A 13,084-nucleotide genomic window follows, 5' to 3' on the forward strand; every position below is an offset into this window, starting at 1 on the left:
TCTATCGCTAATTAATGATTTTCTTTTATTTTCATTAAATTAGCATAATGCTTGATCAATAACCTGATAAACATCATCAATCGTGCGGCAACGGCGTAGTTTTTCAAGATCAACGCCGGTTTCACTGTCTTCATCATCGAGAACACGAGTAACTTCCATCAGACCTTCCATATGTTCATCGGATGAACTGCCTGCCAAGGTGATAAGTACGTCAACAGGCTCATCTTCGCCATCAAAAACAATCGGTTTTTCCAGTGTGACTAAAGCAAAAGCGGTTTTTAGTACCCCGTCTTCAGGCCTTGCGTGAGGAAGCGCTAAATTAGGTGCGATACAAATATAAGGCCCAAGTTTTTCAATACTGTTGATAATTGCTTCATGATAGCTAGGTTTTATCGCACCTGAAGCGATGAGCAAGTCTGTGCCTATCTTAATGGCATCACGCCAGTTATCAGCGGATGCTTGTAGCTGTATCGAATTATTGTCGATTAATGATTGTTTAAATCCCATCATTGCCTTCCTATTTTTATACATTAAGTGAATAGATACCGTTATGAGCGATATCTATACCCATGAGTGATGCTATTTATTCCCTATAAAATTGGTATGTATGATATCGAGTAGTTCATCACCAAATGAGTTGGGGTTGAGCATATTTTGTACGCCAAGAATGAATTTACCATCACCCGGATCCATTTCTGCACTAAGGTGTTTAGAGGAAACGATAATATCAGTTGCTGGTAATTTCGATTTATAATCGGAGACTGCACAAGAATCCATCACATGAGGAATGCCTTTCTTTTCGAGGTACTGGCCAATTTTCATTTTCATCATCATGGACGAGCCTTGTCCATTGCCGCAAACCGCTAAGATACGTACAGGCTTAGTACCATTATGTTCAATAGATGCAGCTTCGACTTCTTCATTGGTTTCCATTTCAGTTTCGATTGGGTTTTGTGCATCTTCTTCGGCGCGAAGTTTCTTTGCAGCAAAATACATATAGACAAGGGAGAGGGCGACAACGACAAAGAAGAACATTTTAGAGAAGGATAAACCTTGCATAATGACAGGGAAGGCGAGCGCCCAGTCGGCCATACCCATCCAACCACTAAAGTCCGTACCTTGGCTATTAATTAAGCTGATTGCCCAAGCTGAACCCAATACTTCAATGATACCCATCACGAAACACACTTTCATGACGGCTTTCCAACCCCCAAAATGGTTGGCAAAAATACCGATAGTGGCGTTCGAGAAGAACATAGGGATAAAGCCTGGAATGATCATAATGGGGGAGTTGAATGCCAACATACCGAGTACCGCAACAAATTGCCCGATAGCACCCCACATAAAACCAAATACCATGGCATTAGGGGAGAATGCATAGATAGCGGCGCAGTCAATCGCAAGAACAGCATTGGGGATCACGCGCTCTGAAATACCTTTGAAAGCTTCAGATAATTCAGCGACAAACATGCGTACACCGGTAACAATGATTTGGATGGCAACGGCAAATTTTAAACCCGTTTCAATGATATAAATAGTCCAGTGAGTGGTACCTGCCATGGTTTGTAGGTTGGGAATGCCAAAAGAAATCAGAATAACGCCAAAGAATAAGGTCATCACAATGGCGGTGGCGGAAATGCTGTCATGGAATATATGCAACCATTTGGGCAGTTTTAAATTATCTACGCTGTCTTTTTTATCGCCCAGTTTCGGAGCAACTTTGGTTGCTATCCATGAAGCAAATTGTTGCTGATGACCTATTGAGAACCCAGCACCTCCCGTCACTTCTTGCGTCGGTTTAAACATAATATTGGAGGAAATACCCCAATACAGTGCCATTAATACCGCAGAATAAATAATGGTTTCCCACATGCTCGTCCCGAGTACAAAATAGAAAACAGCGATCAAGCCTGCTTGTTGAAACATAATATGCCCTGTCAGCATAATGGTACGAATACCGGTGACGCGGCGGAAAAGGACTAAAAGAATATTAATTGCGAGAGCTAACAACACGGTATAGCCCACCCATGAATAGTTATCTCCCATCGCTTCCATGGTGGCCATCATTGATGTATATGGGTCAATAACTGACCCTGTAAGTCCATGGTATTCAGACATTTTTTCGATGACGGGTTTAAAACTGGACACTAAGGTACTGGCACCCACGCCAACTAGCATAAAACCAACAATCGTTTTGATTGTCCCTTTGAGGATTGTCGTGCCATCGCGCTTTAATAGCCAATAACCGATAAATGTGACTAAGCCTAATAATAGAGGCGCTTTTGTCATTACTTGGCTGTAAAAAATATAGAAAGCGTCGTATAAAAAATCCATATTTTTACCTCTAATCAAATTGTATTTGTAATTTATCTGGGTCAGAGATTAATCATATTGATCGTATCTGGTGTTATTGCGATATAATCATTTAAAGCGACTAATCAGTCTCGCAAAAATCAAATGTGATCATATGTAATCATGAATTGCTCTTTTTTGATTGTTCTCATTTGTGCGTTTTTTTACCAGCAAAAAAATAAATAAATGGCGACCTGATCACGTAAAATTTAAAATTATCTTATATATCAATAGAGTAAATTTATATTTGTCAAATGTTGTTTTTTTACCTGAGCAAAGGTTGACAATAGTAAGTGAGATAAATAGAATCAAAACCAATCACCAATAATCATTTTGAATCATAGTCCATCATCAAGGTGATTATTAACTAATAAGGCGATGATTATGAATGAAGTGCAAAGACACAATGAAATATTGTCGTTATTGGAAACACATCGAGTGATCAATGTTTCTCATATTACCGAACAATTTAGTGTGTCTCCTGCAACAGCTCGTCGTGATATTTCAAAGTTAGATGAGCAAGGTAAATTGCGAAAAATCCGTAATGGTGCTGAACGTATTGAAAATAAAAAACGTAAGTGGACACCGTTAAACATTAACAGTACTGAGCACTATGAAGAAAAATCTGAAATCGCAATTAAAGCGGCAGCGCTTTGTCTTCCTGGGGAAAGCGCTGTCATTAACTGTGGTTCTACCGCGTTTATGTTAGGGCAGCAATTATGCGGGAAAAACGTACAAATTGTGACTAATTATTTTCCATTAGCGAGCTATTTGATTGACCAAGACCATGATGACGTAATTCTAATAGGTGGGCAGTATAACAAAGCACAAAACATTTTTTTGAATCCGGCTTTGAACACGTTAATGGGTTATGCAGGTAACTGGATGTTCACATCAGGGAAAGGGTTAACAGAGGCTGGCTTATATAAAGCTGACATGCTAACTGCGGTAGCAGAACAACAAATGCTTGACCAAATTGATAAATTAGTCGTTGTTGTAGACAGTTCAAAAGTGGGTCATCGAACCGGAATGTTATTTTGCCCAGCTAATAAGATAGATGTTCTTATTACTGGAAGAAATGCCAACTCTGAGGTTATCAAAGCGATTGCCGCACAGGGCACGCGAGTGATACTGGTTTAATTCCGTCGTATACCTAATTTTTAACATTTAAACCAATTCAGCCTTCATGCCTTAATTTCTCGATTAAGGCATCAGGCTCCCTACATCTAAAATTCTTGAAAAAGGTATTATGACTATGAGCAAAGTTAATGAAATCACACGTGAATCTTGGATTTTAAGTACATTTCCTGAGTGGGGAACGTGGCTAAATGAAGAAATTGAAAAAACGGTTGTTGAACCTAATACCTTTTCAATGTGGTGGCTAGGATGCACAGGGATTTGGTTAAAAAGTGAGGGAAATACCAATGTTTGTATCGATTTTTGGTGTGGAACAGGGAAAAAAACACAGAAAAACCCATTGATGAATAAGCAACACCAAATGATGCGCATGGGGGGAGTTGAAGCGCTACAACCAAACTTACGCACTGCGATTTTCCCTTTAGACCCGTTTGCCATTAAAAATGTTGATGCGATTTTAGCGTCTCATGACCATGCTGACCATATTGATGTGAATGTGGCGGCGGCGGTAATGCAAAATTGCGGCGACCACGTTAAATTTATTGGTCCTCAAGCCTGTGTAGATTTATGGATTAAGTGGGGCGTACCAGTAGAGCGTTGTGTAGTCGCCAAAGTTGGCGATGTACTGGAAGTAGGGGATATGAAAATCCGTGTGTTAGATTCATTTGACCGCACAGCATTGGTGACATTGCCACAGGGTGTTTCTTCCACTGATAAGCAAATTTTAGATGGCATGGATTCTCGTGCGGTGAACTACTTGATAGAAACAACTGGCGGCTCTATTTATCATTCCGGCGATTCACATTATTCAAACTATTATGCGGCGCATGGTAACCGTTACAATATTGATGTCGCACTGCTTTCTTTTGGCGAAAACCCACGTGGTGTGACGGATAAAATGACGTCATCGGATATTTTACGTGCAGCAGAATCATTAGATTGTGAGCGGGTTATTCCATTCCACCATGATATTTGGGCAAACTTCCAAAATGACCCGCGTGAAATAGAAGTGTTGTGGAATATGAAAAAAGAGCGTTTGCAATATAAATTTGCCCCGTTCTTCTGGCAAGTGGGTGGGAGATATACTTATCCAACCGATAAAGACCGCATGCATTATCAACATTTCCGTGGCTTTAGTGATATTTTCAAAAATGAACCTGAATTACCATATAAAGCATTTTTATAATTAATTGGTTTGTTAAGAAAAGCAGAAGGGGAAACTTTTCTGCTTTTTTAATTGGACTTAATAACGAAAAAAACCGTCACCATGAAGAGACGGTTTAAGTGATTGAATTAGAAATTATTCTTTTTCGGTTAAGATAAACATGCCGTATGGGTGGATCTGCAAATAAAGTTTTTCCCCAATAGTGGGTTGCAACTGCGTCGCATTAATTTGCAGTAACATAGATTGACCGTGCCAATCAACAGTGACCTCGTATTGAGGTCCCATATAAGCAACGTGAGTAACTGTGCAGCATTGGCTATCTTCGCCTTGCAAACTCAGTGTGATGGCTTCAGGACGAACCCCCACAGTCACCGCAGTTTTATCTGTAACAAACTGCTCTGGACGCGGTAAACGATAATTGAAAATATCCACCGAGTCAGCGCTAAGAGTTGCAGGGAAAATATTTGCATCCCCCATAAAGCTCGCCATAAATTTTGACGCTGGCTGGCGGTATAGCTCTTGCGGTGAACCTAACTGCATGATTTTCCCTTTATTCATCACTAGAACCATATCCGAAACCGCAAAAGCCTCGCTTTGGTCATGGGTGACATATAAAGAGGTGATATTGAACTGTTGCTGTAACTCACGAATTTTTTCACGCATGCTACGACGCAAATTTGCATCCAAGTTACTCAATGGCTCATCAAATAATAGCACTTTAGGTTTGAGTATCAATGCACGAGCTAAGGCTACACGCTGCTGCTGACCTCCAGAAATTTGGTCAACAAAACGGTCAGAAAAACCGGCCAAATCCACTAACTCTAATGCTTCTTCAACTCGTTTTTTAATTTCCGCTTTGGGTAATCCTAACATTTTTAAGCCATAACCGACATTATCCCCTAACGACATATGTGGGAATAGGGCGTAGGATTGGAAAACCATACAAATATCACGCTGTTGAATTGAACGGTCTGTCACATCTTCGCCATCAATAAACATGCGGCCTTCAGTGGGTTTTTCTAACCCCGCCACTAGGCGTAATACGGTAGTTTTACCGCAACCGGATGGGCCGAGTAGGGTCACCATGCTACCTTGCGGAATAGAAAGACTTAAATCATCGATGACGGTATTGTTGCCAAAGCGTTTAGTCACATTTTTTAGTTCAACAAAATTATGTTGTGTCATGTCAGTTACTCCGTGATTACTCTGCATTTTTGGCTTTGGAACGTGAAACACGGGCTTCGCCAATCAAATAGTCAAATAAGAAAATAATTGCCAACATTACGACAATCAGGATTGAGCCATAGGCAATAGCAACGCCATATTCACCGTCTTCTACACGGTTCAAAATATAGGCTGTAGCGACGCGAGTATCAGGAGTAACCAAGAATACAATCGCACTGACCGTGGTGATCGCACGGACAAAGCTATAGATCAGCGCTGATAAAATGGCTGGGCGCAACAATGGCAGTAAGATAAAGAAGATGGTACGCATTGAACCCGCCCGTAAGCTGAGAGAGGCTTCATCCAACGATTTATCAATTTGCCCTAAGCCTGCAATACCTGCACGGATCCCGACAGGAACGTTACGCATGGTCATTGATATAATGACGATAGCGGCAGTTCCCGTTAAATAAAATGGGGAATCGTTAAAGGCTAAGATGTATGACACGCCCGCAACTGTTCCCGGTACGGCAAAGCACAGCATCGTGGTAAATTCGATGGTCTTTTTACCGCGGAACTCTTGGCGAACCACAATATAGGCAATTAATAAACCGAGGATCGCGGTGATGGGGGCGGCAATACCGGCGTACAGAAGGGTATCCAACAATGATGGCCACGCACCATCGCTCATTCCTTGACCGAATAATTTTATAAAGTTATCGAAAGTTAAGGTGTAATCAACACCCCAGTTAACGGTAAAGCTACCGTAGAAAATACTGCCGTATAACAATACGTTAAATGCAACCCAAATCGCTAAGAAAGTGGTCACAGTGGCAATTAATGACGTTGGTAAAGGCTGAACATCACCACGGTAAGATTTTCCTGATACGGTGACATAGGAGCGTTTACCTATCCACATATACTGTACGCAGAACACTAATAGTGAGAACACTAATAATGACGCACCTAAGGTACTGGCAGCTTGATAATCTAATTGGGAGCCGGTGATATAGAAGTAAATTTGCGTCGCGAGTACGTCGAAGTTACCGCCTAGAACCAATGGGTTACTAAAGTCAGCCAGCGATTGTACGATAACGATTAAAAATGCGTTTGCCAAAGCAGGTTTCAATAATGGCATAAATACATTAAAGAAAGTTTGGTAACGGTTGGCACGTAAAGTATAAGATGCTTCTTCTAAAGATGGGTGAATGGTTTTAATTGCACCGTCTAAAATCATGAATGACATAGGGGTAAATGCGAGGACTTGAGCCAACCAAATACCGGTGAAGCCATATAACCAGTTGGTATTTTCAAGGCCCATATAGGCGGCAAGAAACTCAGTAATATAGCCTGAGCGCCCCATCATCAACGTGACCCCTAGACCGACAACGAAGGGGGGTGTGACGATAGGTAAAATAGAAAACACGCGACCAATAATAGCGGAGCGTTTGGCGATGCGTGAAGTATAAATGGCTAAAATCAAACCAAAGAAAGTACAACCAGCACCTACGGCCAATGATAAAAATACTGAGTTAATAATAACTTGGACAATATGCGATTGCGTCAAAATTGCCACAAAGGCGAATGGTGCAAAGTCCCCATTTCCATCAGTAAACATCGGAATGAAAATAGCGACACTTGGGAACACAATGAATAGGGCTATTAAGGCCACAACGGTGATCAGCGAGCCAATAACGAATTGGTCTCCACCGAGCCACTCAAGTCGAGTTAACGCCAGTGTCATCACCATACCCAAGGCGATAAATAGTACAATAGTTGAGTAACCTAACCCTTTTCCTTCAAAATAGGAGGTTAAGATCACCACGGCTGCGGTGACAACCGCCACGCCAATATCGAAATAATGGCGGGTTTTATGGTAACGATCCGCTGGTGTTAACGGGCGAATAAATAAAATAGAAGGCAATAAATACCAGAGCCAGCTAATGTTTAGGTTGCTCCAACCGTAAGCCGCTATGATTTCGTCTTGTGTTGAGTCAAGTACGCCATAGTCTAAGCTCCAAGAAGGCAGCAACGCGAAACCTAGCCAAGCAATCAGCAGCCAAAAAAATATGCTATCTTTTTTGGTTGAGGTCGATAAGGTTAGGGTTTGAGACATAGTTCCCCCTAAGCTCGTCATATATTGCGCTGTCACAGTGTTGGCTTCACTCCATTACCCCAGTCACATACTTTTGTATGCGTTTAGGGATAACGTCATGCGGCGCTGGCGACAACTCAAATTATTCAGAGCTTAATTAAATTTAATTTTTATTTTAGTTTAGTAAGAGCTCAGTGCGGTGGATGGCCACCGCACGAGATAGCTATTTGCTCATTTTGACTTCTGTTACCCATTTATTGATAAGGTTCTTACGGACATCAGCATCACCGTATTTGTCCATATCGTAATTAATTCGGTTTAACTCATTGAGTTTTAAAGAAATAGGAGATGACTCAGCTGTCGTATTGGTTAAGATTTGGTAAGATTTGCCTTCTTTCCAACTTAACTCTTGGGCTTCTTTCGATAAGACGAAATCAACAAACAGTTTCGCGTTATCCATATTGCGTGCATTTTTCAGGATACTGATCCCGCCAATTTCATAGCCAGTACCTTCGCATGGTGCGATAAGCTCTAATGGCGCGCCATTTTCCACTTCTAATGAATAATCATGTAAAAAGCCAATACCAATGGCCGACTCACCGCGAGCGGCGTTACGTGCTGGGGCAATACCTGACTTAGTATATTGAGAGATATTTGAGTTTAATTTTTTAAGGTAATCAAAGGCTTGCTCATTACCCCATAATTGGTCGAAAGTGGCTAATGCGGTATAAGCGGTTCCTGAACTTTGTGGGTCTGCAATTTGAATTTCGCCTTTATATTCAGGTTTGGTTAAATCTTTCCAGCAAGTTGGGATAGGTAACCCTTTCTCTTTTAGGCGGTCTTTGTTAACGCCAAACCCTAAAATACCGATGTAAACTGCGGAAGAGTAATTACCTTTACGTTTTGCAGGGTCTTGGAATTGTGGCATGATTTCAGCCAGATTTGGCGATTTGTATGGTTCAAGTAAATCCATTTCCCCTGCTTGTGAATGTGGGTCTAATGTACCGCCGTACCACACGTCAGCTTGTGGGTTTCGTTTTTCAGCTTCGATTTTGGCTAACGTACTGCCAGAACCATTACGTACAAAGGTGGTTTTGACATCATATTTCTTAGCAAAAGCTTGTGTTTCAGTTTCACACATGGCGTTAGTGGCGCTACAGTAAACAACTAAACGGCCCGCAGCATTTGCAGTGGTAGTAATAGCTGCAAGGGATAAGCCTGCAGCAACAAGCGTAGAGAGAGTTTTCAGTTTCATTGTCAGTCCTTTATTCAGGTTTTATTATCAGAGGGTGAAACAGTGCCCGCCAAATGCTCTCGTTTGCTGACATTGGCAATCAATAGAGGCATTAGCAGTAATCCCATCAAAGCCGCGGCACTGGCAAGTAAGGAAAACATGCCTGACCAACCATAATGTGCAATGACTTGAGAGAGTGGCCACCCGGCAATCGCCGCCCCTAAATAGGCGTACAAACCGAGATAACCTGTTACCGCTCCAGCTGCTTTTTTATGACAATATTCTGTTGCAGCTAGACCGATTAACATTTGTGGTCCAAAAACAAAAAATCCAATCGCAAAGAAGCATGCAGCCAATAAAGCATAGTGATGAATTGGCGTTAACCATAAGGCACTTACTGAGACACAAAGACCCAATGAAAACAGCAGGATCATAGGCGCTCGTTGGCCACGAAACAGAATATCAGAGCCCCAACCAGAGCAGAGTGCCCCTAATAATCCGCCCAGCTCAAATAACGATAATGTTGCATTCGCACTGAGTAAATTGGTGCCATGTTTCTCTGTTAACCATAGATTTCCCCAATCATTTATCGCCATGCGAATGAGATAAACCAAAATATAGGAGAAGCCCAATAACCAAATCATACGGTTAAAAATGATGGCATCTTTTAATATCACTAGCATTGGCATTGGCGGCGATAAGCGCTCTTGGCGTAACTCCAAAACATCGTGTCGCCACTGCCCAACGCTTGGAAGCTGCTCTTCTTGCGGTGTGCCACGTAATTGACGACATAACCACAGCCCAATAATGACACCAATAACACCAGGGACAATTAAGGCCATTTGCCAACTGTATTGGGTCGCCAATAATGCGGTAAGCAAGGGCAGTAACATTCCCCCAAGGTTGATGGAGATATTCCATAATCCCCACCAAAAGCCACGTTCATTACGTGAATACCAATGCGTTAGAATGCGTGCACAAGGCGGCCAACCCCAACCTTGGAAAAAGCCATTTAATGTCCAAACAATTAATAACGCTGGAAACGATAAGCAATAGGCAAAAATGATGTTGAGTAACCCCGTCATCACTAAGCCAACCCCCATAAACCAACGGTATCCTGTAATATCGTGGAAAATCCCTGAAAGAAACTTGGAGATTCCGTAAGTCAAATAAAATGACGTCGCTATCCAACCTATGTCACTTTTATCAAGAAACAGTTCGTTTTGCATAACAGGCATCACGAAGTTAAAACTCTTTCGTGTGAGGTAAAAAGTGGCATAACCAATAATCATTGATAGCATTAAGCGGCGACGCCAAAAACGATACGTGTTATCCAGACTCAACGTGTCTTTACCTGTCATAGGGCGGTTTCTCTTGTTAAGGAAAATGTAATCAAGTTTTTAACAAAAAGGATGAGAGAAGGTATTAGAGGGCTAGGAATTATTCCTAGTTTTGCGATGTTTTATCTTAAAATGTGGGCAAGTTAACACTTATTTGTGTTCCGTTTTGGGTTGTTAATGTCCAATCACCACCTAAGGCTCGAACTCGCTCCTCAATACCGCGCAACCCAAAGCCACTAGTGCGTTTGCTAAATGGAATGCCGACGCCATTATCATTAACAACAAGCTGGATCGAGTCACCTATTTGCTTAAGAGATATGTGGATTTGTGTGGCTTTTGCATGTTTACTGATATTGTTAAGTAACTCTTGGACGAGGCGATAAAGCGTAAACAACACTGTTTCATTGATCGGTGTTGTTTGTAAGCCATAATGAAAGTGGCATTGAATATTATTCTGTGGAAAAGAAAATTCAGCAATTAAGTGTGTTAGTGCATTTTCAAGCGACATTTCATCTAACACAGGAGGGCGCAACTGGCGCAATAATTGCCGCGTAGATTGATGAATTTGTTGCGCTAATTCATTTATTTGACTTGCTGCTTGGTGGCTGATGTCATCTGTTGCTGTTTTTTTCACTAACATCGACTGAATTTGAATCGCGGTGATATTTTGCCCAATTTCATCATGCAGCTCACGGGCAATCGCTTTTTTGATATCTTCTTCGGTATGCACGAGCTGCAACATTAAGTCGCGCCGTGTTTTTAGTTCTTCTTCTAAGCGTTGGCGATAACGTTGTAGGTTACTCGCCAGCTGTTTTTGTCGGCTAATTGCTATCCCAAGGCCAATACCAATTAAGGCTTGAGTGCTGAGAAACATTTCTAATTCTTCTAAATCAGCAAATGCACCGTGAAATTGCCGGGCAAAAGTAATGATTAAACTACCTAATAATGCAGAAAGTACGCCACCTTGCCAGCCATAACGATAAGCCATAAAAACGTTAGGAATAAACACCAGTAAGACAATTAACCGTTCAATTTCGGGAGCAAAAAATACTTGGGCGCTGAGCCCAACGACACAAAATAGAAAACACCAAACAATTAAAGAGGTTCGTAATTGCTTATCTGGCGTCCCATAATCAAGGAGCATTTGGTAGTGCTGTTCGTGTAGATATTCATAAATAAGGTAAACAAAAGGAGAAAGCAGTATCCCTCCGGTGAATGTTGTTAGGAATAATTGGCTAATGGAATAAGATGATAACCCACTGAATAATAAAGCATGTAATACACTATTTGCCGCAACGCCTGCGAGTAATAATAATAACCGCTGCCAATATAACGTATAACGCCACCAGATATTTTGAATAACAAAAGCAACACCGAGACTTAATAACGGTGATAACAGTAAAATAGGTTGGAAGAGAAGTTGCTCTGATGATAACCAAAAATTTAATATCCCTTCGCTAAGTAGCAGTGTTGGCCAGTAGCGTCGCCAAAGGATAATCATCAATGCTAGGCGTAAGCCTTGCGGCAGAAATAAAGTTGCCTGAAAACTGTTTTGACTTAAATAAAAGCCGATGATCCACAACCCAATCCATAACAGCGAATAAGTAAAAAATAAGAAGATGGATTGCAGCGTTAACCGTAAGCTTTTATTCATGCCTAAATTACCGTGAAATTAGATTATGTTCTAGCGCGTAGTGAACAAGGTCGATGGTATTTTCGCATTGCAATTTGCCTAATATATTTGCGCGGTGAACGTGCACGGTTTTATGGCTTAATTCAAGTTGCTCTGCGATCACTTTTACACTCAAGCCAGCAACTAATAAATCAAATACTTCCCGTTCCCGAGGTGTCAATTCATGTAGGCTTTGCTGTTGTTGAGGTGAGTGGCGTAGTGCTCGCATAGCATCGGAACATAAGTAGCAGCCGCCTTGGTGGACAGAGCGAACAGCTTGCACTAACTCTTCAGGGCCACAACGTTTAGTTAAATACGCGCTGGCTCCCGCATCTAAAGCACTTTGCACAAAGGCTGGGGTATCATAAATGCTCAATATAATGGTGCGAAAATCAGACTTTTTTTGACGTAAACGTGATAAAAGCTGTAAACCGTTTTCATCTGGCATCGATATATCCATGATGGCGACATCGATATCCAAATTAAGCAAATTAGGCCAAGCTTCTTGGGCATTCGCATATTGCCCAACAACAGAAATATCGGGTTCCAGTGTTAAAAGTTGAGCGAAACCAGAACGCACAACCACGTGGTCATCAACTAAAGCGATTTTTATCATATTTTTTATCAATTTGATGAGTAGGATATTGGGAAATCTTATATCAATATCGAGAAAGATTAGCTACCAGCAGAATGTAAAATTCTGCTGTTCATCCATAATGACGAGCAATTTTTTTATTGGGGTAAAATTTTCACGCAAACTTATTCATATTGAATAATAAATGACCAAAAAACAAGGTGTATAAAAATAGCGACAGACGCCACTTTGGGGTGTCGCCAAAAGGAGACATTTATCTTATTGATAAATATAGATTTATAAATTTGATGTTTAGGGTGTCTTAAATTAGCGACAATATTGAGAAAGAGA

General features: G+C 41.3%; 10 protein-coding genes. 2 read left to right on the forward strand and 8 right to left on the reverse strand.

Annotation, left to right across the window (positions count from 1 at the left end):
- Nucleotides 1-39 precede the first annotated feature (39 nt).
- Nucleotides 40-507 (reverse strand): PTS sugar transporter subunit IIA, encoded by a 468-nt coding sequence (locus tag FVA69_RS07350; RefSeq protein WP_004912756.1) that lies wholly within the window; start codon nt 505-507, stop codon nt 40-42.
- Between the two features lie 72 nt (nt 508-579).
- Nucleotides 580-2,334 (reverse strand): PTS ascorbate-specific subunit IIBC, encoded by a 1,755-nt coding sequence (locus FVA69_RS07355; protein WP_109911459.1) that lies wholly within the window; start codon nt 2,332-2,334, stop codon nt 580-582.
- Nucleotides 2,335-2,736: 402 nt separating this feature from the next.
- Here FVA69_RS07355 and ulaR point away from each other — a divergent pair, with 402 nt between their 5' ends.
- Together ulaR and ulaG are read left to right on the forward strand one after the other, a co-directional pair.
- Nucleotides 2,737-3,492, forward strand: coding sequence for an HTH-type transcriptional regulator UlaR (gene ulaR / locus FVA69_RS07360; RefSeq protein WP_004912750.1), 756 nt, complete (start codon nt 2,737-2,739; stop codon nt 3,490-3,492).
- Nucleotides 3,493-3,607: 115 nt separating this feature from the next.
- Nucleotides 3,608-4,675, forward strand: a complete 1,068-nt coding sequence (ulaG, locus tag FVA69_RS07365) for an L-ascorbate 6-phosphate lactonase (protein ID WP_004912748.1) — start codon at nt 3,608-3,610, stop codon at nt 4,673-4,675.
- 114 nt (nt 4,676-4,789) lie between these two features.
- Here the strand turns inward: ulaG and fbpC are convergent, their stop codons facing one another.
- From fbpC to FVA69_RS07395, 6 genes are all read right to left on the reverse strand, one after another.
- Nucleotides 4,790-5,839, reverse strand: a complete 1,050-nt coding sequence (fbpC, locus tag FVA69_RS07370) for a ferric ABC transporter ATP-binding protein (protein ID WP_123382552.1) — start codon at nt 5,837-5,839, stop codon at nt 4,790-4,792.
- Between the two features lie 16 nt (nt 5,840-5,855).
- A complete protein-coding gene (locus tag FVA69_RS07375) occupies nt 5,856-7,934 on the reverse strand; it encodes an ABC transporter permease (RefSeq protein WP_164528616.1) in 2,079 nt (692 codons plus the stop codon).
- A 202-nt stretch (nt 7,935-8,136) separates the two neighbouring features.
- A complete protein-coding gene (locus FVA69_RS07380; protein ID WP_164528617.1) occupies nt 8,137-9,168 on the reverse strand; it encodes an ABC transporter substrate-binding protein in 1,032 nt (343 codons plus the stop codon).
- A 14-nt stretch (nt 9,169-9,182) separates the two neighbouring features.
- Nucleotides 9,183-10,508, reverse strand: a complete 1,326-nt coding sequence (gene uhpC / locus FVA69_RS07385; protein ID WP_109911464.1) for an MFS transporter family glucose-6-phosphate receptor UhpC — start codon at nt 10,506-10,508, stop codon at nt 9,183-9,185.
- 106 nt (nt 10,509-10,614) lie between these two features.
- Complete coding sequence (locus FVA69_RS07390; protein ID WP_109911465.1) at nt 10,615-12,141, reverse strand: MASE1 domain-containing sensor histidine kinase; 1,527 nt, start codon at nt 12,139-12,141, stop codon at nt 10,615-10,617.
- Between the two features lie 7 nt (nt 12,142-12,148).
- On the reverse strand, nt 12,149-12,775 hold the full coding sequence (locus FVA69_RS07395) for a response regulator transcription factor (RefSeq protein ID WP_164528618.1): 627 nt from the start codon (nt 12,773-12,775) through the stop codon (nt 12,149-12,151).
- Nucleotides 12,776-13,084: the final 309 nt, after the last annotated feature.

Source organism: Providencia sp. PROV004 (genome assembly GCF_011045615.1).
In the GTDB taxonomy this organism is placed as follows: Bacteria; Pseudomonadota; Gammaproteobacteria; order Enterobacterales; family Enterobacteriaceae; genus Providencia; species Providencia rettgeri.